At 53.0% G+C, this 24592-nt stretch carries 24 protein-coding genes; 16 read left to right on the top strand and 8 right to left on the bottom strand.

Features of this window, described 5'->3' with window-relative positions; translation table 11 throughout:
* The first annotated feature begins 20 nt into the window (after nt 1–20).
* From bamA to tilS, 12 genes are all read left to right on the top strand, one after another.
* Complete coding sequence (bamA, locus tag FDX11_RS20035) at nt 21–2435, top strand: outer membrane protein assembly factor BamA (RefSeq protein ID WP_042312173.1); 2415 nt, start codon at nt 21–23, stop codon at nt 2433–2435.
* A gap of 122 nt (nt 2436–2557) precedes the next feature.
* The gene (skp, locus tag FDX11_RS20040; protein WP_016151765.1) at nt 2558–3043 is read left to right on the top strand and encodes a molecular chaperone Skp; all 486 of its coding nucleotides are present in this window, start codon (nt 2558–2560) and stop codon (nt 3041–3043) included.
* Nucleotides 3044–3046: 3 nt separating this feature from the next.
* Entirely contained in the window at nt 3047–4072 is a 1026-nt protein-coding gene (lpxD, locus tag FDX11_RS20045; protein ID WP_042312169.1) for a UDP-3-O-(3-hydroxymyristoyl)glucosamine N-acyltransferase, read from the top strand.
* Between the two features lie 103 nt (nt 4073–4175).
* On the top strand, nt 4176–4631 hold the full coding sequence (fabZ, locus tag FDX11_RS20050; RefSeq protein ID WP_003018528.1) for a 3-hydroxyacyl-ACP dehydratase FabZ: 456 nt from the start codon (nt 4176–4178) through the stop codon (nt 4629–4631).
* Nucleotides 4632–4634: 3 nt separating this feature from the next.
* Complete coding sequence (gene lpxA / locus FDX11_RS20055; RefSeq protein ID WP_042312166.1) at nt 4635–5423, top strand: acyl-ACP--UDP-N-acetylglucosamine O-acyltransferase; 789 nt, start codon at nt 4635–4637, stop codon at nt 5421–5423.
* Nucleotides 5423–6571, top strand: coding sequence for a lipid-A-disaccharide synthase (gene lpxB, locus FDX11_RS20060; RefSeq protein ID WP_042312164.1), 1149 nt, complete (start codon nt 5423–5425; stop codon nt 6569–6571). The genes lpxA and lpxB overlap by 1 nt, the downstream gene beginning before the upstream one ends.
* Nucleotides 6568–7164, top strand: a complete 597-nt coding sequence (rnhB, locus tag FDX11_RS20065) for a ribonuclease HII (protein WP_038637421.1) — start codon at nt 6568–6570, stop codon at nt 7162–7164. The genes lpxB and rnhB overlap by 4 nt, the downstream gene beginning before the upstream one ends.
* Nucleotides 7165–7188: 24 nt before the next feature.
* A complete protein-coding gene (dnaE, locus tag FDX11_RS20070) occupies nt 7189–10671 on the top strand; it encodes a DNA polymerase III subunit alpha (RefSeq protein WP_137398434.1) in 3483 nt (1160 codons plus the stop codon).
* 12 nt (nt 10672–10683) lie between these two features.
* Nucleotides 10684–11643: an acetyl-CoA carboxylase carboxyl transferase subunit alpha gene (gene accA, locus FDX11_RS20075; protein ID WP_042312159.1), complete on the top strand. Its 960-nt coding sequence runs from the start codon at nt 10684–10686 to the stop codon at nt 11641–11643.
* Between the two features lie 99 nt (nt 11644–11742).
* Nucleotides 11743–13881 (top strand): lysine decarboxylase LdcC, encoded by a 2139-nt coding sequence (ldcC, locus tag FDX11_RS20080; protein WP_137398435.1) that lies wholly within the window; start codon nt 11743–11745, stop codon nt 13879–13881.
* Nucleotides 13882–13948: 67 nt separating this feature from the next.
* A complete protein-coding gene (locus FDX11_RS20085; protein WP_061380838.1) occupies nt 13949–14338 on the top strand; it encodes a VOC family protein in 390 nt (129 codons plus the stop codon).
* Nucleotides 14339–14399: 61 nt separating this feature from the next.
* Nucleotides 14400–15692, top strand: a complete 1293-nt coding sequence (gene tilS, locus FDX11_RS20090; RefSeq protein WP_137398436.1) for a tRNA lysidine(34) synthetase TilS — start codon at nt 14400–14402, stop codon at nt 15690–15692.
* A gap of 83 nt (nt 15693–15775) precedes the next feature.
* On the opposite strand, the gene rof is transcribed toward tilS, so the two are convergent.
* The gene (rof, locus tag FDX11_RS20095; RefSeq protein WP_032940409.1) at nt 15776–16036 is read right to left on the bottom strand and encodes a Rho-binding antiterminator; all 261 of its coding nucleotides are present in this window, start codon (nt 16034–16036) and stop codon (nt 15776–15778) included.
* Complete coding sequence (locus tag FDX11_RS20100; RefSeq protein ID WP_005132083.1) at nt 16023–16223, bottom strand: YaeP family protein; 201 nt, start codon at nt 16221–16223, stop codon at nt 16023–16025. Before FDX11_RS20100 ends, rof begins: the two co-directional genes overlap by 14 nt.
* Before the next feature lie 188 nt (nt 16224–16411).
* Between FDX11_RS20100 and FDX11_RS20105 the strand changes: the two genes are divergently transcribed.
* From FDX11_RS20105 to nlpE, 3 genes are read left to right on the top strand one after another with little or no spacing between them, the layout of a single operon-like run.
* Nucleotides 16412–16957 (top strand): YaeQ family protein, encoded by a 546-nt coding sequence (locus tag FDX11_RS20105; protein ID WP_042312149.1) that lies wholly within the window; start codon nt 16412–16414, stop codon nt 16955–16957.
* The gene (gene arfB, locus FDX11_RS20110; protein ID WP_137398437.1) at nt 16954–17376 is read left to right on the top strand and encodes an alternative ribosome rescue aminoacyl-tRNA hydrolase ArfB; all 423 of its coding nucleotides are present in this window, start codon (nt 16954–16956) and stop codon (nt 17374–17376) included. Before FDX11_RS20105 ends, arfB begins: the two co-directional genes overlap by 4 nt.
* 30 nt (nt 17377–17406) lie before the next feature.
* Nucleotides 17407–18105: an envelope stress response activation lipoprotein NlpE gene (gene nlpE, locus FDX11_RS20115; protein ID WP_094300986.1), complete on the top strand. Its 699-nt coding sequence runs from the start codon at nt 17407–17409 to the stop codon at nt 18103–18105.
* 41 nt (nt 18106–18146) lie between these two features.
* Here nlpE and proS read toward each other — a convergent pair whose 3' ends face one another.
* The 6 genes from proS to metN form a co-directional block, all read right to left on the bottom strand.
* Nucleotides 18147–19865, bottom strand: a complete 1719-nt coding sequence (gene proS, locus FDX11_RS20120; RefSeq protein WP_061380836.1) for a proline--tRNA ligase — start codon at nt 19863–19865, stop codon at nt 18147–18149.
* 113 nt (nt 19866–19978) lie between these two features.
* Complete coding sequence (gene tsaA / locus FDX11_RS20125) at nt 19979–20686, bottom strand: tRNA (N6-threonylcarbamoyladenosine(37)-N6)-methyltransferase TrmO (RefSeq protein WP_042312141.1); 708 nt, start codon at nt 20684–20686, stop codon at nt 19979–19981.
* On the bottom strand, nt 20683–21087 hold the full coding sequence (gene rcsF / locus FDX11_RS20130) for an Rcs stress response system protein RcsF (RefSeq protein ID WP_016151780.1): 405 nt from the start codon (nt 21085–21087) through the stop codon (nt 20683–20685). The genes tsaA and rcsF overlap by 4 nt, the downstream gene beginning before the upstream one ends.
* 116 nt (nt 21088–21203) lie before the next feature.
* Nucleotides 21204–22019 carry a methionine ABC transporter substrate-binding lipoprotein MetQ gene (gene metQ / locus FDX11_RS20135; protein ID WP_006686809.1) on the bottom strand — a complete coding sequence of 272 codons (816 nt, stop codon included), beginning with the start codon at nt 22017–22019 and terminating at the stop codon, nt 21204–21206.
* Between the two features lie 45 nt (nt 22020–22064).
* Nucleotides 22065–22718, bottom strand: a complete 654-nt coding sequence (locus FDX11_RS20140; protein ID WP_006686810.1) for a methionine ABC transporter permease MetI — start codon at nt 22716–22718, stop codon at nt 22065–22067.
* Entirely contained in the window at nt 22711–23742 is a 1032-nt protein-coding gene (metN, locus tag FDX11_RS20145; protein ID WP_038637459.1) for a methionine ABC transporter ATP-binding protein MetN, read from the bottom strand. Before metN ends, FDX11_RS20140 begins: the two co-directional genes overlap by 8 nt.
* A gap of 189 nt (nt 23743–23931) precedes the next feature.
* On the opposite strand from metN, the gene gmhB reads away from it, so the two are divergent.
* Nucleotides 23932–24498 carry a D-glycero-beta-D-manno-heptose 1,7-bisphosphate 7-phosphatase gene (gene gmhB, locus FDX11_RS20150; protein WP_061380833.1) on the top strand — a complete coding sequence of 189 codons (567 nt, stop codon included), beginning with the start codon at nt 23932–23934 and terminating at the stop codon, nt 24496–24498.
* Nucleotides 24499–24592: the final 94 nt, after the last annotated feature.

Here is a 24592-nt window from a genome sequence, read left to right on the forward strand (position 1 = left end):
AGGAAGAACGCATAATAACGATGGCGATGAAAAAGTTGCTCATAGCGTCGCTGCTGTTTAGCAGCGCCACCGTATACGGTGCTGAAGGGTTCGTAGTGAAGGACATTCATTTCGAAGGCCTACAGCGAGTCGCCGTTGGTGCGGCTCTCCTCAGTATGCCGGTGCGCACAGGCGACACGGTTAATGATGAAGACATCAGTAATACCATTCGTGCTCTGTTCGCCACCGGTAACTTTGAGGATGTCCGCGTCCTGCGCGATGGTGATACCCTTCTGGTTCAGGTAAAAGAACGTCCGACGATTGCCAGCATCACTTTCTCCGGTAACAAATCGGTGAAAGACGACATGCTGAAGCAAAACCTCGAGGCGTCTGGCGTACGTGTTGGCGAGTCTCTGGATCGCACCACGCTTGCCGATATCGAAAAAGGCCTGGAAGATTTCTACTATAGCGTCGGTAAGTACAGCGCCAGTGTGAAAGCGGTGGTAACGCCGTTGCCGCGTAACCGCGTTGACCTCAAACTGGTCTTCCAGGAAGGTGTTTCGGCGAAGATCCAACAGATCAATATCGTCGGCAACCATGCTTTCTCGACTGACGAACTTATCTCTCACTTCCAACTGCGTGATGAAGTGCCGTGGTGGAACGTGGTGGGCGATCGTAAATACCAGAAACAGAAACTCGCGGGCGATCTTGAAACCCTGCGCAGCTACTATCTGGATCGCGGTTATGCTCGTTTCAATATCGATTCTACCCAGGTCAGCCTGACGCCGGATAAAAAAGGTATCTACATCACCGTTAACATCACTGAAGGCGATCAGTACAAGCTTTCTGGAGTCGAGGTGAGCGGTAACCTGGCCGGACACTCCGCCGAAATTGAGAGCCTGACCAAAATCGAGCCAGGCGAACTCTATAACGGCACCAAAGTGACCAAAATGGAAGATGATATCAAGAAGCTTCTGGGGCGCTATGGCTATGCCTATCCGCGCGTTCAGTCGCAGCCTGAAATCAACGATGCCGACAAAACCGTTAAATTACGCGTAAATGTGGATGCGGGTAACCGTTTCTATGTGCGTAAGATTCGCTTTGAAGGTAACGACACGTCTAAAGATTCCGTTTTGCGTCGCGAAATGCGTCAGATGGAAGGCGCATGGTTGGGCAGCGATCTGGTCGACCAGGGTAAAGAACGTCTGAACCGTCTGGGTTACTTTGAAACCGTCGATACTGATACTCAGCGTGTTCCGGGCCGTCCGGATCAGGTTGATGTGGTCTATAAGGTGAAAGAGCGTAACACCGGTAGCTTTAACTTCGGCGTCGGTTACGGTACCGAGAGCGGCGTGAGCTTCCAGGCTGGCGTTCAGCAGGATAACTGGTTAGGTACCGGTTATTCCGTCGGTATTAACGGCACCAAAAACGACTACCAGACCTATACTGAGCTATCTGTCACCAACCCGTACTTCACCGTTGACGGTGTGAGCCTTGGCGGCCGCGTCTTCTATAACGACTTTGAAGCGGATGATGCAGATCTGTCCGACTATACCAACAAAAGTTATGGTACTGACGTAACGCTCGGCTTCCCGGTTAACGAATACAATACGCTGCGTGCTGGTCTGGGTTATGTACATAACAAACTGTCCAACATGCAGCCGCAGATTGCGATGGATCGTTATCTTGAGTCGATGGGACAACCTGCTGATACCAGCAGTTTTGCCGCTGATGACTTCACCTTTAACTACGGTTGGACATATAACAAGCTTGACCGTGGCTACTTCCCGACAGACGGTACGCGCGTCAACCTGAATGGTAAAGTGACCATTCCGGGTTCTGATAACGAATACTACAAATTGTCGATGGATACCGCGACCTACGTGCCGATTGATGACGATCACAAATGGGTTGTCCTGGGCCGTACCAAGTGGGGTTATGGTGATGGCATCGGTAGCAAAGAGATGCCGTTCTACGAGAACTTCTATGCTGGTGGTTCCAGTACCGTGCGTGGTTTCCAGTCGAATACTATCGGCCCGAAAGCGGTTTATAAAAATGGCGCCCACACTAGCTGGGACGATAATAATGATTACGAAGACTGTACCAAGGAAGCTGGCTGTAAATCTGATGATGCGGTAGGTGGTAACGCCATGGCTGTAGCCAGCCTGGAATTTATTACCCCAACGCCGTTCATCAGCGACAAGTATGCCAACTCGGTTCGTACCTCCTTCTTCTGGGATATGGGTACCGTTTGGGATACAAACTGGGATCCGTCATCTGCGCCGTCGGATGTACCGGACTATAGCGATCCGAGCAATATCCGTATGTCAGCAGGTATCGCTTTACAATGGATGTCCCCATTGGGGCCGTTGGTTTTCTCCTACGCCCAGCCGTTCAAGAAGTACGATGGAGACAAAGCGGAACAGTTCCAGTTTAACATTGGTAAAACCTGGTAATTGTTCTTCGCAAAGGAATGTAGTGGTAGTGTAGCGCTGACTTTAGGCGATCTTGCATGGGATCGCCTGGCCACGCAAAGAACTGTACCTACGGGTGCAAATGGGATGGTAAGGAGTTAATTGTGAAAAAGTGGTTATTAGCTGCAGGTCTCGGTTTAGCGATGGCAACGTCCGCACAGGCCGCTGACAAAATTGCAATCGTCAACATGGGTAGCCTGTTCCAACAGGTTGCACAGAAGACAGGTGTTTCCGCTACGCTGGAAAACGAGTTCAAAGGCCGTGCCAGCGAACTGCAGCGCATGGAATCCGATCTGCAATCTAAAATGCAGCGTCTGCAATCTATGAAAGCGGGTAGCGATCGTACCAAGCTGGAAAAAGACGTTATGGCTCAGCGCCAGACTTTCTCTCAGAAAGCTCAGGCTTTTGAGCAGGATCGTGCGCGTCGTTCCAACGAAGAACGTGGCAAACTGGTTACTCGTATCCAGACAGCTGTGAAATCTGTTGCTAACAGCCAGAGCATCGATCTGGTCGTTGACGCAAACACCGTTGCATACAATAGCAGCGATGTAAAAGACATCACCGCTGACGTACTGAAACAGGTTAAATAAGTAATGCCTTCAATTCGACTGGCTGATTTAGCAGAGCAGTTGGATGCAGAATTACACGGTGATGGCGATATCGTCATCACCGGCGTAGCGTCCATGCAATCTGCACAAACTGGCAATATCACATTTATGGTGAATCCTAAGTACCGTGAACACTTAGGCGTATGCCAGGCTTCTGCCGTTGTGATGACGCAGGACGATCTTCCTTTTGCTAAGAGTGCGGCGCTGGTAGTGAAGAATCCCTACCTGACCTATGCTCGTATGGCGCAAATTTTAGATACCACGCCGCAGCCCGCACAGAACATTGCACCGAGTGCAGCGATCGATGCGACGGCGAAGCTGGGTAAAAATGTCTCTGTGGGCGCAAATGCGGTCATTGAGTCTGGCGTAGAGCTGGGCGATAACGTTGTTATCGGCGCAGGCTGCTTCGTCGGAAAAAATACAAAAATCGGTGCAGGTTCGCGTTTGTGGGCGAATGTGACGATTTACCACGACATTCAGATCGGTGAGAACTGCCTGATCCAGTCCAGCACTGTCGTCGGATCGGATGGATTTGGTTACGCGAACGATCGTGGTAACTGGGTGAAGATCCCGCAGCTTGGTCGGGTGATTATCGGCGATCGCGTCGAGATCGGTGCTTGTACCACCATTGACCGTGGTGCTCTGGACGATACTGTGATCGGTAATGGTGTTATCATTGATAATCAATGCCAGATTGCACATAACGTTGTGATTGGCGACAATACGGCGGTAGCCGGTGGCGTCATTATGGCGGGTAGCCTGAAGATTGGCCGTTACTGCATGATTGGCGGCGCCAGCGTGATCAATGGGCATATGGAAATATGCGACAAAGTCACGGTAACTGGCATGGGTATGGTGATGCGTCCTATCACTGAACCTGGCGTCTACTCCTCAGGCATTCCGCTACAACCCAATAAGGTATGGCGTAAAACAGCTGCACTGGTGATGAATATTGATGATATGAGCAAGCGCCTCAAAGCGATTGAGCGCAAGGTTAATCAACAAGACTAAAGCACCTTTTTTGCATGTCTGACTTTTCGGCCTGTCCCATTCATACGATTGCGACAGGCCGTGTTATTATTGCCTTTTAGTATATTTTGACAGGAAGAGTATTTTGACTACTAACACTCATACTCTGCATATTGAAGAGATTTTAGAACTTCTGCCGCACCGTTTTCCGTTTCTGCTGGTTGACCGTGTGCTGGATTTTGAAGAAGGTCGTTTTCTGCGCGCAGTGAAAAATGTATCCGTTAATGAGCCTTTCTTCCAGGGCCACTTCCCGGGCAAACCTATTTTCCCTGGCGTACTGATTCTGGAAGCGATGGCGCAGGCCACTGGTATCCTTGCGTTTAAAAGCGTAGGAAAACTGGAACCAGGCGAACTGTACTATTTCGCGGGTATTGACGAAGCACGCTTTAAGCGTCCTGTCGTGCCGGGCGATCAGATGATCATGGAAGTGACTTTCGAGAAAACGCGCCGTGGCCTGACCCGTTTTAAAGGGGTTGCGCTGGTCGACGGTAAAGTTGTGTGCGAAGCAACGATGATGTGTGCCCGTAGCCGGGAGGCCTGATACGTGATTGATAAATCCGCCTTTATTCACCCTACCGCCATTGTGGAAGAGGGCGCCAGTATTGGCGCTAACGCTCACATTGGCCCATTTTGTATTGTTGGACCCCATGTTGAAATTGGTGAGGGTACCGTACTGAAGTCTCATGTTGTCGTGAATGGCCATACAAAAATTGGTCGCGATAACGAGATCTATCAGTTTGCCTCCATCGGCGAAGTTAACCAGGATCTTAAATATGCTGGCGAACCGACCCGCGTGGAAATTGGCGATCGCAACCGCATCCGCGAAAGCGTCACCATTCATCGTGGCACAGTGCAGGGCGGTGGAGTGACGAAGGTGGGCAGCGATAACTTACTGATGATTAATGCGCACGTCGCGCATGATTGTACGGTAGGCAACCGCTGTATTCTGGCGAATAACGCCACGCTTGCCGGACATGTTTCGCTGGATGATTTTGTTATCATCGGCGGTATGACTGCGGTGCATCAATTCTGCATCATCGGCGCGCATGTGATGGTTGGCGGCTGTTCTGGCGTTGCTCAGGATGTGCCACCGTACGTTATCGCCCAGGGCAACCACGCGACGCCGTTTGGCGTCAACATCGAAGGCCTGAAGCGTCGTGGGTTCACCCGCGAAGCGATTACCGCGATTCGTAATGCCTACAAAGCGTTGTACCGTAGCGGTAAAACGCTGGAAGAAGTGAAGCCGGAAATCGCCGAACTGGCGAAACAGTACCCCGATGTCCAGGCTTTCAGCGACTTCTTTGAGCGCTCAACGCGTGGTCTGATTCGTTAATGACTGAGCAGCGTCCTTTAACGATTGCCCTCGTCGCCGGAGAAACCTCCGGCGATATTCTTGGTGCAGGGCTAATTCGTGCACTCAAAGCTCGTGTTCCCAATGCGCGTTTTGTTGGCGTGGCGGGGCCGCTAATGCAGGCCGAAGGCTGTGAAGCCTGGTACGAAATGGAAGAACTGGCGGTGATGGGCATTGTTGAAGTGCTCGGACGTCTGCGCCGTTTACTGCATATTCGTGCCGATCTCACTCGTCGATTCACCGATCTCAAGCCGGATGTTTTCGTTGGTATTGATGCGCCTGATTTCAATATTACCCTTGAAGGGAACTTGAAAAAGCAGGGCATAAAAACCATTCATTATGTCAGTCCGTCCGTCTGGGCGTGGCGACAGAAACGCGTTTTCAAAATAGGCAGATCCACCAATATGGTGCTGGCCTTTCTGCCTTTCGAAAAAGCGTTTTATGACAAATTTAACGTCCCGTGCCGCTTTATCGGCCACACCATGGCGGATGCCATGCCGTTGGATCCGGATAAAAACGCGGCACGTGATATTCTGGGTATTCCCCACGATGCTCACTGCCTGGCGCTGCTGCCTGGAAGCCGTGGCGCTGAAGTGGAGATGCTCAGCGCCGATTTTCTGAAAACGGCGCAGCTGTTACGTCAGCATTACCCGGATCTCGAAGTGGTGGTGCCGCTGGTCAATGCCAAACGCCGGGAGCAGTTTGAGCGTATCAAGGCTGAGGTTGCGCCGGAGCTTTCCGTGCATCTGCTTAATGGCATGGGACGTGAAGCGATGGTGGCCAGCGACGCCGCACTGCTGGCTTCAGGCACCGCTGCGCTGGAGTGTATGCTGGCAAAGTGTCCGATGGTGGTCGGCTACCGCATGAAACCCTTCACCTTCTGGCTGGCGAAGCGTCTGGTGAAAACGGATTACGTTTCGCTACCTAACCTGTTAGCGGGAAGAGAACTGGTTAAAGAGCTGTTGCAGGAAGAGTGTGAGCCGCATGCGCTGGCGCAAGCGCTGTTGCCGTTACTGGCGAATGGCAAAACCAGCCATGCGATGCACGACACATTCCGTGAACTGCACCAGCAGATCCGTTGCAATGCCGATGAGCAGGCAGCGGATGCAGTCCTGGAGTTAGCGCAATGATTGAATTTGTTTATCCGCATACGCATTTAGTGGCGGGTGTGGATGAAGTCGGGCGTGGTCCTTTGGTCGGTGCGGTTGTTACTGCTGCCGTTATTCTGGATCCGGCTCGCCCGATTATCGGTCTTAACGACTCAAAAAAACTGTCAGAAAAACGTCGCCTGGCGCTGTTTGATGAAATCAAAGAAAAAGCGTTAAGCTGGAGCGTAGGCCGTGCAGAACCGCATGAAATCGACGATCTGAATATTTTGCATGCCACCATGCTGGCGATGCAGCGTGCGGTCGCGGGTCTGCATATTGCGCCAGAATACGTACTGATTGACGGCAATCGTTGCCCGGCATTACCGGTACCGTCGATGGCGGTAGTCAAAGGTGATAGCCGCGTTGCGGAGATTAGCGCAGCGTCAATACTGGCAAAAGTGACCCGCGATGCTGAAATGGCTGCGCTGGATACGGTTTTTCCGCAGTATGGTTTTGCACAGCACAAAGGCTATCCAACTGCTTTTCATCTGGAAAAATTGGCACTGTATGGCGCGACAGAGCACCATCGCCGCAGTTTTGGCCCCGTCAAACGCGCACTGGGACTCACGTCCTGATTCTTGTGTCGAAGGAATCTGAAGATGTCTGAACCACGTTTCGTCCACCTCCGGGTGCACAGCGACTACTCCATGATCGATGGGCTGGCGAAAACCGGGCCGCTGGTGAAGAAGGCGGCCGCGTTAGGCATGCCCGCGCTGGCGATTACCGATTTTACCAACCTCTGTGGTCTGGTGAAGTTTTACGGAGCGGGTCACTGCGCCGGTATTAAACCGATTGTTGGTGCAGATTTTCATGTCCGCAGTGAGCTATTGGGTGATGAACTCACGCAACTCACCGTGCTGGCCGCTAACAATACCGGCTATCAGAATCTGACGTTGTTGATATCAAAAGCCTATCAGCGCGGTTATGGCGCAGAAGGGCCGGTCATCGACAGGGACTGGCTGGTCGAGCTAAAAGAAGGTTTGATTTTGCTCTCCGGCGGTCGCATGGGCGACGTCGGACGTAGCTTGTTGCGCGGTAATAGCGCCCTGGTTGACGAATGCGTGGCGTTTTACGAAGCGCATTTTCCGGATAGCTACTTCCTTGAGCTGATCCGTACCGGCAGACAAGATGAAGAAAACTATCTGCATGCCGCGGTAGAACTGGCCGAAAGGCGTGGTTTGCCGGTGGTGGCGACCAACGATGTTCGCTTCCTGGAAACCGGTGATTTCGACGCGCATGAAATCCGTGTGGCGATCCACGACGGATTCACCCTTGACGATCCCAAACGTCCGCGTAACTACTCCGCGCAGCAGTATATGCGCAGCGAAGACGAGATGTGCGAACTGTTCTCCGATATCCCGGAGGCGCTGCAAAACACCGTCGAAATCGCCAAACGCTGTAACGTCACGGTGCGCCTTGGCGAATATTTCCTGCCGCAGTTCCCGACCGGCGATATGACCACCGAGGACTTCCTCGTGGCCAAGTCGAAAGAGGGTCTGGAAGAGCGTCTTGAATTCCTGTTCCCGGATCCGGAAGTGCGCGCCAAGCGTCGTCCGGAGTATGACGAGCGTCTGGATGTGGAACTACAGGTTATCAACCAGATGGGATTCCCTGGCTACTTCCTGATCGTTATGGAATTTATCCAGTGGTCGAAGGATAACGGTGTACCAGTCGGTCCGGGACGTGGTTCCGGCGCAGGTTCGCTGGTGGCCTATGCGCTAAAAATTACCGACTTGGATCCGCTGGAATTTGACCTGCTGTTCGAACGTTTCCTCAACCCGGAACGTGTCTCAATGCCCGACTTCGACGTTGACTTCTGTATGGAGAAACGCGACCAGGTTATTGAACACGTGGCGGAAATGTACGGTCGTGATGCGGTTTCACAGATTATTACTTTCGGTACGATGGCGGCAAAAGCGGTTATCCGTGACGTGGGCCGCGTGCTGGGGCACCCGTACGGCTTCGTGGATCGTATTTCGAAACTGGTGCCGCCCGATCCGGGCATGACGTTGGCGAAAGCCTTCGAAGCTGAACCCCAACTGCCGGAAATCTATGAGGCGGATGAAGAGGTTAAAGCGCTGATCGATATGGCGCGTAAGCTGGAAGGCGTCACGCGTAACGCCGGTAAGCACGCCGGTGGTGTGGTTATCGCCCCGACCAAAATTACCGATTTTGCGCCGCTATACTGCGATGAACAGGGGCTACACCCGGTTACTCAGTTTGATAAGAACGACGTGGAATACGCCGGCCTGGTGAAGTTCGACTTCCTGGGTCTGCGCACGCTGACCATCATCAACTGGGCGCTGGAGATGATCAACGCCCGCCGTGAAAAGAACGGCGAGCCGCCGCTGGATATCGCAGCCATTCCGCTTGACGATAAGAAAAGCTTCGACATGCTGCAACGCTCGGAGACCACCGCGGTATTCCAGCTTGAATCCCGCGGCATGAAGGATCTGATCAAACGTCTGCAGCCTGACTGCTTCGAAGATATGATCGCACTGGTGGCCCTGTTCCGCCCAGGCCCGCTACAGTCGGGGATGGTAGATAACTTTATCGACCGTAAGCATGGGCGCGAAGAGATTTCCTACCCGGACGTACAATGGCAGCATGAGTGTCTGAAGCCGGTACTGGAGCCAACCTACGGCATTATCCTGTATCAGGAACAGGTTATGCAGATTGCCCAGGAGCTGTCCGGTTATACGCTTGGCGGCGCGGATATGTTGCGTCGTGCGATGGGTAAGAAAAAGCCGGAAGAGATGGCCAAGCAGCGCGGCACCTTTGAAGAAGGGGCGAAAAAGCGCGGCGTCGACGGCGAACTGGCGATGAAAATCTTTGACCTGGTGGAGAAATTCGCCGGTTACGGATTTAACAAATCACACTCCGCTGCCTATGCGCTGGTCTCTTACCAGACGCTGTGGCTGAAGGCACATTACCCTGCCGAGTTTATGGCGGCGGTAATGACGGCCGATATGGATAACACCGAGAAAGTGGTCGGGCTGGTGGATGAATGCTGGCGCATGGGGCTAAAAATCCTGCCGCCGGACATTAACTCCGGGCTTTACCATTTCCACGTTAACGATGATGGCGAGATTGTTTACGGCATCGGCGCGATAAAAGGCGTGGGTGAAGGGCCAATTGAAGCTATTATTGAGGCGCGCAACGAAGGCGGTTACTTCCGCGAGCTGTTTGATCTCTGTGCGCGTACGGATATCAAAAAACTTAATCGCCGGGTGCTGGAAAAACTGATTATGTCCGGGGCGTTTGACCGCCTTGGCCCACACCGCGCGGCGTTGATGAATTCGCTGAATGATGCGCTAAAAGCCGCCGATCAGCATGCGAAAGCCGAGGCTATTGGCCAGGCTGATATGTTTGGCGTGCTGGCGGAAGAGCCGGAACAAATTGAACAGTCTTATGCCAACTGTACACCGTGGCCTGAGCAGGTAGTATTAGACGGTGAGCGTGAAACGTTAGGGCTTTACCTGACGGGACACCCCATCAACCAGTATTTAAAAGAAATTGAGCGCTATGTTGGAGGCCACAGGCTGAAAGACATGCATCCGACAGAACGTGGTAAAGTCACCACGGCTGCGGGGCTCGTCATTGCCGCGCGGGTAATGGTCACCAAGCGCGGTAATCGTATCGGCATCTGTACACTGGATGACCGTTCCGGGCGTCTGGAAGTTATGTTGTTTACCGATGCCCTGGATAAATACCAGCAATTGCTGGAAAAAGACCGCATACTTATCGTCAGCGGACAGGTCAGCTTTGATGACTTCAGCGGCGGGCTTAAAATGATGGCCCGTGAAGTCATGGATATTGACGAAGCCCGGGAAAAATATGCTCGCGGGCTTGCTATCTCGCTGACGGACAGGCAAATTGATGACCAGCTTTTAAACCGACTCCGTCAGTCTCTGGAACCCCACCGCTCGGGGACAATTCCAGTACATCTCTACTATCAGAGGGCGGATGCACGTGCGCGGTTGCGTTTTGGCGCGACGTGGCGTGTCTCTCCGAGCGATCGTTTGCTAAACGATCTCCGCGGCCTTATTGGTTCGGAGCAGGTGGAACTGGAGTTTGACTAATACAGGAATACTATGAGTCTGAATTTCCTTGATTTTGAACAGCCGATTGCAGAGCTGGAAGCAAAAATCGATTCTCTGACTGCGGTTAGCCGTCAGGATGAGAAACTGGATATTAACATCGATGAAGAAGTGCATCGTCTGCGTGAAAAAAGCGTAGAACTGACGCGTAAAATCTTCGCCGATCTTGGCGCATGGCAGGTAGCCCAACTGGCGCGCCATCCACAGCGTCCGTACACCCTGGATTATGTCCGCCTGGCGTTTGATGAATTTGATGAGCTGGCGGGCGATCGTGCCTATGCGGATGACAAAGCTATCGTCGGCGGTATCGCGCGTCTGGATGGCCGTCCGGTGATGATCATTGGTCATCAGAAAGGCCGTGAGACCAAAGAAAAAATTCGTCGTAATTTCGGCATGCCAGCGCCGGAAGGCTATCGCAAAGCGCTGCGTCTGATGGAAATGGCTGAACGTTTCAACATGCCGATCATTACCTTCATCGACACCCCTGGGGCTTACCCGGGCGTGGGCGCTGAAGAACGTGGTCAGTCTGAAGCCATCGCGCGTAACCTGCGTGAAATGTCGCGTCTGAGCGTCCCTGTCATCTGCACCGTTATCGGTGAAGGTGGTTCCGGCGGCGCGCTGGCGATCGGCGTAGGCGATAAAGTGAATATGCTGCAATACAGCACCTATTCCGTTATCTCCCCGGAAGGCTGCGCGTCTATTCTGTGGAAAAGCGCGGATAAAGCGCCGCTGGCCGCTGAAGCGATGGGCATTATCGCGCCGCGTCTGAAAGAGCTGAAGCTTATCGACTCTATCATTCCTGAACCGCTGGGTGGCGCGCACCGCAACCCGGAAGCCATGGCGGCGTCACTGAAAGCGCAACTGCTGACCGATCTCGCCGATCTTGATGTGTTAGGTAAAGAAGATCTGAAAAACCGTCGTTACCAGCGTCTGATGAGCTACGGCTACGCGTAAACTGCATTCATTCTGAAAAGGGCCACAATGCTGTGGCCCTTTTTTTTACCTGTTGTTTGACCAGGCTATGCTTAACTAAGGTTTTTCCAGGAGGAACGCATGAATATCATTGCCATCATGGGACCGCATGGCGTCTTTTATAAAGATGAGCCCATCAAGGAACTTGAGCGTGCGCTACAACAGCAGGGGTTTCAGATTATCTGGCCGCAGAATAGCGTTGACCTGCTGAAGTTTATCGAACATAACCCGCGAATTTGCGGCGTCATTTTTGACTGGGATGAATATAGTCTGGATCTGTGCAGTGACATCAACCAGCTAAACGAATATCTTCCGCTCTACGCCTTTATTAACACCCATTCGACGATGGATGTCAGCGCCCATGATCTGCGCATGGCGCTGTGGTTTTTTGAGTATGCGCTGGGCCAGTCTGAAGACATTGCCACCCGCATCCGCCAGTACACCAGTGAATATCTGGATAACATCACGCCGCCTTTTACCAAAGCGCTATTTACCTATGTGAAGGAAGGAAAGTATACCTTCTGCACGCCCGGTCATATGGCGGGAACGGCGTACCAGAAAAGCCCGGTCGGCTGCTTGTTCTATGATTTCTTTGGCGGCAATACGCTGAAAGCCGATGTGTCCATTTCTGTGACCGAGCTGGGTTCGCTGCTGGATCATACCGGCCCGCACCTGGAAGCGGAGGAGTATATCGCGCGCACTTTTGGCGCCGAGCAGAGCTATATGGTGACCAACGGCACGTCCACCTCCAATAAAATTGTTGGTATGTATGCCGCCCCAACGGGCAGTACGCTGTTGATTGACCGCAACTGTCATAAGTCGTTGGCGCATTTGCTGATGATGAGCGATGTGGTGCCAATCTGGTTGAAGCCGACGCGTAATGCGTTGGGTATTCTGGGTGGTATCCCCCGAAGGGAATTTACCCGTGCAAGCATTGAAAGCAAGATAGAGGAGACCCCCCAGGCGCAATGGCCGGTGCATGCGGTGATCACCAACTCTACCTATGACGGCCTGCTGTATAACACCAACTGGATCAAGCAAACGCTGGATGTGCCCTCTATCCATTTTGATTCAGCCTGGGTGCCATATACCCATTTTCATCCGATCTATCAGGGGAAAAGCGGGATGAGCGGTGAGCGCGTGCCGGGGAAGGTGATTTTTGAAACCCAGTCTACCCACAAGATGCTGGCGGCGTTGTCACAGGCTTCTCTGATCCACATTAAGGGTGACTACGACGAAGACACCTTCAACGAAGCCTTTATGATGCACACATCCACTTCGCCGAGTTACCCGATTGTTGCCTCGATAGAAACCGCAGCGGCCATGCTGCGAGGCAATTCAGGCAAGCGGTTAATCAATCGTTCGGTGGAGCGGGCGCTGCATTTTCGTAAAGAAGTGCAGCGGTTGCGTGAAGAGTCGGATGGCTGGTTTTTTGATATCTGGCAGCCGGAAAGGGTGGATGAAGCAGAATGCTGGCCGGTAGCGCCTGGTGAAGACTGGCACGGATTTGTCGATGCTGATGCCGACCACATGTTCCTCGACCCGGTGAAAGTCACTATTCTGACGCCGGGGATGGATGAACAAGGAAATATGAGTGAAGAGGGGATCCCCGCCGCGTTGGTGGCGAAATTCCTTGATGAACGCGGCGTGGTTGTCGAGAAAACGGGACCGTATAATCTGTTGTTCCTGTTCAGCATCGGCATTGATAAAACCCGGGCGATGGGCCTGCTGCGCGGCCTGACGGAATTTAAGCGTTCGTACGATCTGAATTTACGCGTGAAAAACATGCTGCCGGATCTGTATGCCGAGGATCCCGACTTTTATCGCAATATGCGTATTCAGGATCTGGCTCAGGGGATCCATAGGCTTATTCGCCAGCACGATCTCTCCGGGCTGATGCTGCGGGCATTTGATACCTTGCCGGAAATGAAAATGACGCCGCATCAGGCCTGGCAGCGGCAGATCAAAGGTGAGGTTGAAACGGTGGCGCTTGATCAACTGGTGGGGCGCGTTTCCGCCAATATGATCCTGCCTTATCCGCCTGGAGTACCGCTCTTGATGCCTGGTGAAATGATCACGGAAAAAAGCCGGGCTGTACTCGATTTCCTGTTGATGCTGTGTTCAGTGGGCCATCATTATCCTGGATTTGAAACCGATATCCATGGCGCTAAACTGGGTGAGGATGGCGTGTATCGTGTGAGAGTCTTAAAAATGGCATAACGACTTGCCTGAACCCATTACGCACGAGTAACGTGCTGAAAGAACAAACGAAAGAGGCGATGACGCTATGCTGGGATTAAAACAGGTTCACCATATTGCCATTATTGCGACGGACTACGCGGTGAGTAAGGCATTTTACTGCGATGTGCTGGGCTTCACCCTGATGAGCGAAGCCTACCGGGAAGAGCGTGACTCCTGGAAAGGCGATCTGGCATTGAACGGTCAGTATGTGATTGAGCTCTTTTCTTTCCCATTTCCACCTTGCCGCCCGAGTCGACCGGAAGCCTGTGGTTTACGTCATCTGGCGTTCAGTGTGGATGATGTAGAGAAAGCGATCGCGCATCTGGAGGCTCGCGATGTGAAGTGTGAGGCGGTACGCATCGATCCTTTTACCGGCAAACGCTTTACGTTTTTTAACGATCCCGACGGATTACCGCTCGAACTGTATGAGCTGTAAGGCTTGTTATTGTGGCGTTAGCCCGGTAACGTGCCGGGCAATGCCATTGTAAGTAACCATCATGACAACACTCACGCTGAACACTTCACTGCTGAATTCTCAATCGATTCTGGTCGCCTTTAGCGGCGGGCTGGACTCCACCGTGCTGCTGCATCAGTTAGTGCTGTGGCGAGCACAGCACCCTGACGTTACGTTGCGCGCAATCCATATTCATCATGGACTAAGTCCCCATGCGGACAGCTGGGTGCAGCACTGTGAATCGATATGCGCGCAGTGGCAGGTGCCGTTGGTGGTTGAACGGGTCCGTCTGGAGGATGATGGCCTGGGTATAGAAGCTCAGGCGCGGCGGGCGCGCTATCACGCATTTGCACAGACGCTACTGCCGGGCGAGGTACTGATGACCGCCCAGCATTTGGATGACCAGTGCGAAACCTTTCTGCTGGCACTTAAGCGCGGCAGTGGTCCTGCCGGGCTTTCCGCCATGGGAGAACGCTCGCCGTTCGCCGGAACCCAACTGATCCGACCGCTGCTGGCGCAAACACGAGAGGCGCTGGAAGGGTGGGCGCGACAGCACCAATTATGCTGGATCGAAGATGAAAGTAATCAGGATGATACCTACGATCGCAATTTCCTCAGATTGCGCGTTACTCCCTTGCTGCAACAGCGTTGGCCACACTTCGCGCAAGCTACAGCCCGCAGCGCAGCGCTGTGCGCCGAGCAGGAGAGCTTGCTGGATGAATTGCTTGCCAGCGATCTAGCCGACTGTGTCACGGCCCAGGGTACACTGTTGCTGGCGCCGCTTATGATGATGAGCGATGTGCGGCGTGCTGCGCTGCTTCGCCGCTGGCTGGCGGGATTACATGCGCCAATGCCTTCCCGTGACGCTCTGGAACGTATCTGGCAGGAAGTCGCGCTGGCACGAGAGGATGCTTCCCCCTGTTTTCGCCTTGGAGGGTTCGACATTCGTCGCTACCAGTCGCAACTGTGGTGGGTGAAACCGGTCGACGGGCACAGCGAAATCTTCATTCCTTGGCCATGCTGGCAAACGCCGCTGACGCTGCCCGTTGGGCTGGGAGCGGTGCAGTTAATCTCCGCAGGCGAATTGCGCGTGCCTAAAGCGGACGAGCTGGTCAGTATTCGTTTTAAAGCGCCAGGCGTATTACATATTGTCGGGCGTAACGGTGGACGTAAATTAAAGAAAATCTGGCAGGAGCAGGGGATTCCACCCTGGCGACGAGATACCACGCCGCTGCTTTTTTATGGTGAAACGTTGATTGCGGCTGCGGGTGTTTTTGTGACGCGTGAGGGAATAGCAGAAGATGAAGAAGGTGTGAGTCTGATTTGGCATGCCTGATGGCGCTGCGCTTATCCGGCCTACGTATCTCATGGACCGTAGGCCGGATAAGGTGCTTGCACCGCCATCCGGCAACAAAATAATCAGGATTCGCTGACTACCACGGTACCGATTTGTGGGTGGCTGAAGCTGGCAATTTTGTCGAGGCGAAGCTCACGGGTTTCACCTGCGACCTCTGCGACCAGATATTCCACGTTTTTGCGGGAAACCAGATCGTTTGCCTTCGCTTGCAAAACTTCGCCATCTTTTAACGCCAACGTCAGTAACAAATGGTGCTGGCAGGCGAGTTCAAGATTGTCGTAATCATCACAGTTGATGGGTTGATACGTTTCATTCATTGACATAATCGCTCACCAGTAAGTTCGCGGCAGCATAGGCCGCTTTTTCCCTGACCGACTCTGAAAGGGCGCTGTCTGCCGCCACTTCATTAAGCACCTTCAATACGCAGCCCAGCGCATCCGGGACATACCCTAAGTCTCCGCTGGCGATTTCCGCGTACCGCTTGCGTATTAACTCACAATATTTTTCCACATGCCCTCCTGTCAGCACTCTGACTTAACCGTGGATGCAAGTCTAAGCCTACGAAGATAAACTCTGTTTAGCAAGGTGACTATACCATACTCATTCAGGCAATATCAGCGCCTTGATAGAGGCGCTGTTAGCAGCCTTTTGCCGTGGTTTTCGCTACAATGTGCGCCTGATTCGAAAGGAGTTCTCAAATGGCGCTTAAAGCGACAATCTACAAAGCTGTCGTCAATGTGGCGGATCTTGACCGCAACCAATTCCTTGACGCAGCCTTGACGCTGGCGCGTCACCCTTCAGAAACCCAGGAGCGCATGATGCTGCGTCTGCTGGCGTGGATTAAATATGCCGATGAGCGCCTGCAGTTTACGCGGGGCTTGAGTGCGGAAGATGAACCGGAAGCATGGCTGCGAAACGACCATCTGGGCATTGATTTATGGATTGAACTCGGCCTGCCGGATGAGCGCCGTATTAAGAAAGCCTGCACTCAGTCTGCTGAGGTGGCCCTGTTTACCTACAACAGCCGTGCGGCCCAGATCTGGTGGCAACAAAACCAGAGTAAGTGCGCGCAGTTTAAAAATCTTACCGTGTGGTATCTGGATGACGAACAGCTGGCACAACTGAGTGAATTTGCTGGTCGCACCATGGCGCTGCAGGCGACGATCCAGGATGGCGCGATCTGGTTGTCCGATTCTCAGAACAATCTGGAAATTCATCTGACCGCGTGGCAGCCGCGTTCATGATTGTTATCTCCCGAAACGTCTCTATCCCTGATAATGAGCTGGAAATCACGGCGATTCGGGCGCAGGGCGCGGGCGGTCAGCACGTTAACAAGACCTCGACGGCTATCCATTTGCGCTTTGACATTCGGGCCTCTGGCCTGCCAGAGTATTATAAGGAACGACTGCTTGCCGCCAGCCATCATCTGATTAGCAGCGATGGCATTATTATCATTAAGGCGCAGGAATACCGTAGCCAGGAGCTTAATCGGGAAGCGGCAATCTCGCGGCTGGTGGCGGTGATCAAAGAATTAACCTCAGTGCAAAAAAGCCGACAGGCAACGCGTCCTACGCGCGCTTCGAAAGAGCGTAGGTTGTCGTCGAAGGCGCAAAAATCCACAGTGAAAGCACTGCGCGGGAGAGTTCGTCGAACGCAAGACTGACGAGCAGGAATAAAAATTTATAAGGAATTGATAGTGAAAACAGCAATATTGTCCGTAGTCGCTGCATGCACGCTTTTTTCCTTGATCGGCTGTAACAACCGTACTGAAGTCGAAGTACTACAGCCGACACGGGCGGCAGAATTAAAACCGATGCAGCAGAGCTGGCGTGGCATCCTGCCTTGCGCGGACTGCGAAGGGATTGAAACTTCTCTGTTCCTTGAAAAAGACGGAACATGGGTGATGAACGAACGCTATCAGGGGGTGAGGGATGAACCGTCGTCCTTTGCCTCTTATGGTACATGGGCGCGCACTGCTGACAAGCTGGTGCTGACCGACAGCAAAGGTGAAAAGTCGTACTACCGGGTAAAAGGTGAAGCGCTGGAAATGCTCGATCGTGAAGGTAATCCGATTGAGTCGCAGTTCAACTACACGCTCCAGCCGGTTTCCGCCAGCTTACCAGTGACGCCAATGCCGATGCGGGGGATGTACTTCTATATGGCTGATGCAGCTATCTTTACCGACTGCGCAACGGGTAAACGGATGCCGGTGGCGAATAACGCCCAGCTTGAGCGTGACTATTTAGCCGCTCGCGCGGAAAACGGGCAGTCCGTACTGCTGACGCTGGAAGCGCATTTCACGCTGGAGGCGAACCCGGACACCGGCGAAAAAGTGAAAACGCTGATGGCGGATAAAGATGCGAAGTTTATCCCTGGTAAAGCGTGTAATTAATCGATAAAAAAGGCCCTGATAATCAGGGCCTTTTGCTGGTATTAGCCTTTAATGGCTTTTACCAGGTAGTCGACGATGTCGCCTGTTTTAATCAACTGCTTCTCGCCGTTACGACGGTATTTGTATTCGATATCGTCGTTGTCGAGGTTACGGTCGCCCAGCACGATGGTGTGCGGAATACCGATCAGTTCCATATCGGCAAACATCACGCCCGGACGCTCTTTACGGTCGTCCATCAGCACTTCAATGCCCTGCGCGCGCAACTCAGCGTACAGTTTTTCAGCCAGTTCCTGCACGCGATAGGACTTATGCATGTTCATCGGCAGAATTGCCACCTGGAACGGGGCAATGGCGTCTGGCCAGACGATACCGCGATCGTCATAGTTCTGTTCGATAGCGGCAGCAACCACGCGAGTTACCCCGATACCGTAGCAACCCATGGTCAGGATCTGGTTACGACCGTCTTCGCCCTGAACGGCGGCTTTCATCGCTTCAGAGTACTTGGTGCCCAACTGGAAGATGTGACCCACTTCGATGCCGCGTTTAATCAGCAACGTACCCTTGCCATCCGGACTCGGGTCGCCAGCGACCACGTTACGGATGTCCGCAACTTCCGGGGTGGCAACGTCGCGATCCCAGTTGATACCGAAATAGTGCTTACCGTCGATGTTCGCGCCCGCGGCGAAATCGCTCATCACGGCAACGGTACGGTCGATAACAACCGGAATTGGCATGTTCACCGGACCGAGAGAACCCGGACCCGCTTTCACCAATGCGCGAATTTCTTCTTCAGTGGCGAAGGTCAGCGGGCTGGCAACCTGCGGCAGTTTTTCCGCTTTGACTTCGTTCAGCTCGTGATCGCCGCGAACCAGCAGCGCAATCAGCGGAGACTTGCTGCCTTCAACCGCTTTCACCAGCAGGGTTTTTACGGTTTTTTCGATCGGCAGGTTGAACTGTTCAACCAGCTCGGCGATGGTTTTCGCGTTCGGCGTATCAACCAGCGTCATCTCCTGCGTTGCTGCCGCACGCGGCTCTTTCGGGGCCACGGCTTCGGCGAATTCGATGTTTGCTGCATAGTCGGAGGAGTCGGAGAAGATCACATCGTCTTCGCCGCTCTGCGCCAGCACCTGGAATTCGTGAGAGGCGCTACCGCCGATTGAACCGGTGTCCGCCTGGACCGCACGGAAATCGAGACCCATACGGCTGAAGATCTTGCTGTACGCCGCATACATCGCGTCGTAGGTCTCCTGCAGAGATTCCTGAGAAGTATGGAAAGAATAAGCATCTTTCATCAGGAATTCGCGGGAACGCATCACGCCGAAGCGCGGACGGACTTCGTCACGGAATTTAGTCTGGATCTGGTAGAAGTTCAGCGGCAGCTGTTTGTAAGAGCTCAGCTCGTTACGAATCAGGTCGGTGATCACTTCTTCATGCGTTGGGCCAAGGACGAACGGGCGATCGCCACGGTCAGCAATACGCAGCAGTTCCGGGCCGTATTGTTCCCAACGGCCACTCTCTTGCCACAGCTCAGAGGGCTGAACGACCGGCATCAACACCTCGATCGCACCGGCGTTGTTCATCTCTTCACGCACGATGTTTTCGACTTTTTTCAGGACGCGCACGCCGGTCGGCAGCCAGGTATATAACCCGGAGGCCAGCTTGCGGATCATCCCGGCGCGCAGCATCAGCTGGTGGCTGATGACTTCGGCGTCGGCAGGTGTCTCCTTCAGAGTGGAGAGCAGATATTGGCTAGTACGCATGTTGTTACGGTTCCAGTTGAACGATCGAACAGGCTCAAAACGAGCCTGGCACAAAACAAAAGTGGTTTAGTTTACCAGCGAGAAAGGGATGTCAAAAGAGTACGCGACGCAAATTAGCGGGCTTCCAGAGCAAAGACCTCAAATCCTGACGGCGTAACGCGCCAGCGGACGTTAAAGTCCAGCAGCCAAACGGCATAGGTTTTGCCTTCTTCCTCGTTTTTACGGTAGGCAGGACGGGGATCCTGCGCCAGCACTTCGGCAATAAACTGGCGAAGATGCGGATAACGTTTTTCCAGCCCAGCCAGTTGCCCGGCGATCTCTTCACTGAAAGTCACAGCTACGCTGGCCTGCGGTGCATCCTGAGCATAGCTGGCGCGAGCAGCGGGCAGCGATTCGGCAAATGGCAGATACGGCTTAATATCCACTACCGGCGTACCATCGACAAGATCCAGCCCGCCGAGCTCAAGGATAACGTGCTCTTTATGGCAGCGGATGCCCCGTAGCTCAACCAAAGACATGCCAACAGGGTTAGGACGAAACGTTGAACGCGTGGCGAAGACGCCCATTCTGGCGTTGCCGCCAAGACGGGGAGGGCGCACGGTTGGACGCCATCCTCCTTCCATTGTCTGATGAAAAACAAAAATCACCCACAAATGGCTGAAGGCTTCCAGGCCGCGAACGGCATCGGCCTGGTTATAGGGAGCGAGCAAATGCAGTTCGCCGCTGGCGCTTTTCACCAGACCTGGCTGGCGTGGAACAGCGAACTTTTCTTTATAAGGTGAGCGGATAACGCCTATTTGCTCGAACTGAAAATGGCTCATTTCGCCGAAATGTTCAGTGCAGAACCAATGCAAACCGCCTGACGATAGCAACCTGGGGTCCCGCTGGTTACTTCGCAACTGTGCAGCAATACCGCATTCGCTTTCATTTTAGAGGCGTTAATCTGCATGCGTTTACGTGCGGTTGGGATGCTAGGAGGGGAATCCTGGTTTGATGCCTGACAGGATTCGCCGCTGACTTCGCCGAGATCGCGGAACGGTTTACCCACTAAATCTTCGGCGTTAGTAATGATTCTTACCGGCGCCGCGCGCGGTGCTTTTGGTTTTTCCGGCTCCGCTTTTGGCGGGGTAGCGGTGCTTTGAACGGGTTCAACAGGGGATCTGCTTAACATAGAACAGCCGCTCAGCATGAGTGCTACTAAACAGATCGGTAAAGCACGCATAATATTTCCTCAATGAATGATCTAAACGTCAGATATTGAATCAGGTGCTTGCATAAATGACAAGACGGGCAAGCGCCCGTCCTGATGATATTACAGATTCTGGAAACAGCCTAAAATTACCAGCCCTTAACCGCACCGCCGTTGAAGACTTTGTTTGCCGCTTCGTACACTTCGTCAGACTGGTAGGCCTGCACGAATTTCTTCACGTTCTCAGCATCTTTGTTGTCTTCACGGGTCACGATCAGGTTTACGTACGGAGAATCTTTATCTTCAACAAAGATACCGTCTTTTGCCGGGGTCAGGCCAATCTGGCTGGCGTAGGTGGTGTTGATGACCGCCAGGGCGATTTGCGCATCGTCCAGGGAACGCGGCAGCTGCGGCGCTTCCAGTTCAACCAGCTTCAGGTTTTTCGGGTTTTCAATCACGTCCAGCGCGGTCGGCAGCAGGCCAACACCGTCTTTCAGTTTGATTAAGCCCACTTTTTGCAGCAGCAGCAGCGAGCGGCCGAGGTTAGTCGGGTCGTTTGGAATAGCGACCTGAGAACCTTCCTGCAGCTCATCCAGTGATTTGATTTTTTTTGAATATCCCGCAATCGGGTAAACAAAAGTATTGCCCGCGGCAACCAGCTTGTAACCACGATCTTTAATCTGCTGATCCAGGTACGGTTTGTGCTGGAAGGCGTTGGCATCAATGTCGCCTTTGCTCAGCGCTTCGTTAGGCAGGACGTAATCGTTAAACGTGACCAGCTCAACGTCCAGACCGTATTTTTCTTTTGCCACTTTCTGCGCGACTTCTGCAACCTGCTGCTCTGCGCCAACAATAACGCCCACTTTGATGTGGTTAGGATCTTTTTCATCCTGACCGCAACCCACAAGTGCCAGAGAACCGATCAGGGCTCCAACTGCCGCAAAGGTTTTGAATTTGAACGCCATGCTTATTTCCTTTTTCTTAATGAGTTTTTAGTGTTGTGTGCAACGTTATTTGTGCGTGACAACCCGGACGATGCGATCGCCGGATAACTGAATTAAATAAACCAGAACGACGAGCAATACCAGTACTGTATTCATCACGGTGGCGTTGTAGCCAATATAACCGTACTGGTAGCCAATCTGTCCCAGACCACCTGCGCCGACGGCACCGCCCATCGCGGAATAGCCAACCAGCGTGATAAGGGTGATGGTGGCGGCATTGACCAGGCCCGGCAGCGCTTCTGGCAGCAGGACTTTACGCACGATCTGTAACGGTGTAGCGCCCATTGCACGAGAGGCTTCAATCAGCCCGGTAGGGATTTCCAGCAGCGCATTTTCCACCATACGGGCGATAAACGGCGCGGCGCCGACGGTCAGCGGGACGATAGCGGCCTGCAGCCCGATAGAAGTACCCACAATCATGCGGGTGAAAGGAATCATCCACACCAGCAAAATAATGAATGGGATGGAACGGAAAATATTTACCAGTGCAGAGAGCGTACGGTAAAGCTTAGCGTTCTCAATGATTTGCCCAGGACGCGTAACGTACAGCAATACGCCAACCGGCAGGCCAATGACAAAACCAAAAAAACCGGACACAAAGGTCATTGCCAGCGTTTCCCATACGCCGCGAACCAGCAGCCACATCATCGGCTCAGACATAACCCAGTACCTCTACTTTTACATGGTGTTCCTGCAGCCAATTAATGGCTGCTTGTGTATCTTCCTGTGTGCCGTGCATTTCAGTCAGCATGATGCCGAACTTCACGCCCCCGGCGTAATCCATCTGCGCGCTAATAATGTTGTTATTTACATTAAAGCGACGGGCCGTCTCAGAGAGTAATGGCGCATCGACCGAATGACCGGTGAACTCCATGCGCAGCATTGGCACGCTGTCGGCCTGCGGCTCTGCTTTTAAACGTTCCAGATAATCTTCCGGGATATCCAGATGCAGAGTGGACTGGATAAACTTCTGTGCCAGCGGCGTTTTCGGATGAGAGAAAACTTCGCTGACGGTGTCTTGCTCAATCAGTTCACCATTACTGATGACCGCCACGCAGTCACAAATGCGTTTTACTACGTCCATCTCATGGGTAATTAGCAGAATGGTGAGACCCAGACGACGGTTAATGTCTTTCAGCAGCTCCAGAATCGAACGCGTGGTTGCCGGGTCGAGTGCGCTGGTGGCTTCATCGCACAGCAACACTTTGGGATTACTTGCCAGCGCACGAGCGATCGCCACTCGTTGTTTTTGTCCACCGGAAAGGTTGGCCGGATAGCTATCGTGCTTGTCGCCAAGACCGACTAAATCCAGCAGTTCTGTTACACGGCGTTTGATCTCTTCTTTTGGTGTGTTATCCAGTTCCAGCGGCAGCGCGACGTTGCCAAATACGGTACGGGAAGAGAGCAGGTTAAAGTGCTGGAAAATCATGCCGATTTGACGGCGAGCTTTGGTCAACTCGGACTCTGAAAGCGTGGTCAGTTCCTGACCGCCGACCTGAACGCTGCCTTCGGTTGGGCGTTCAAGTAAGTTAACGCAGCGGATAAGCGTACTTTTACCGGCACCGGAGGCGCCAATGACGCCATAAATCTGCCCGGCAGGAACGTGCAGGCTGACATTATTTAGCGCCTGAATGGTGCGAGTCCCCTGCTGGAACACTTTGGTGATATTCGAAAGTTTAATCATTGGTTATTTATTATCGTAATTAAGTTAGCCGTGGCATTTTCGTCTGTCTGGGACGGTCAAGGCCGTCAACAAGATGGATGTTAAGGCATCCAGACGTCTAAATCAATCTAGCTTTGCACGATGAGCACTTTCTTGCCCGCCGAAACATGCGATACTAGAGCCACATGCCTTATTCAGGAGCTATAAAAGGTGGCAAAGTCTGTACCCGCAATTTTTCTCGACCGTGACGGCACCATTAATGTGGACCACGGTTATGTACATGAGATTGACGAGTTCGAGTTTATCGACGGTGTTATTGATGCCATGCGTGAACTTAAAAATATGGGTTACGCGCTAATTGTGGTGACGAACCAGTCTGGTATCGCGCGCGGTAAATTTACCGAGGCTCAGTTTGAAACGTTGACCGAATGGATGGACTGGTCGCTGGCCGATCGCGACGTTGATCTGGATGGTATCTACTATTGCCCGCATCATCCGCAGGGTACCGTAGAAGAGTATCGTCAGGTCTGCGATTGCCGTAAACCGCATCCCGGGATGCTGATTTCCGCCCGCGACTTCCTGCACATCGATATGGCTGCTTCTTATATGGTAGGCGACAAAATAGAAGATATGCAGGCGGCAGCTGCTGCGAATGTTGGAACCAAGGTACTGGTGCGCACGGGCAAACCCGTCACGCCGGAAGCAGAAAATGCGGCAGATTTGGTTATAAATAGTCTGGCAGACCTGCCAATAGCGATAAAAAAGCAGCAAAAGTAAGCGTTGTGGGTAAAAGGTGAGCGGTTGAAACAAAAATGCATTTTTCCGCTTGTCTTCCTGAGTCGACTCCCTATAATGCGCCTCCATCGACACG

Origin of the sequence: Citrobacter sp. wls714 (genome assembly GCF_005281025.1) — a bacterium.
Lineage (GTDB): Bacteria > Pseudomonadota > Gammaproteobacteria > Enterobacterales > Enterobacteriaceae > Citrobacter > Citrobacter werkmanii.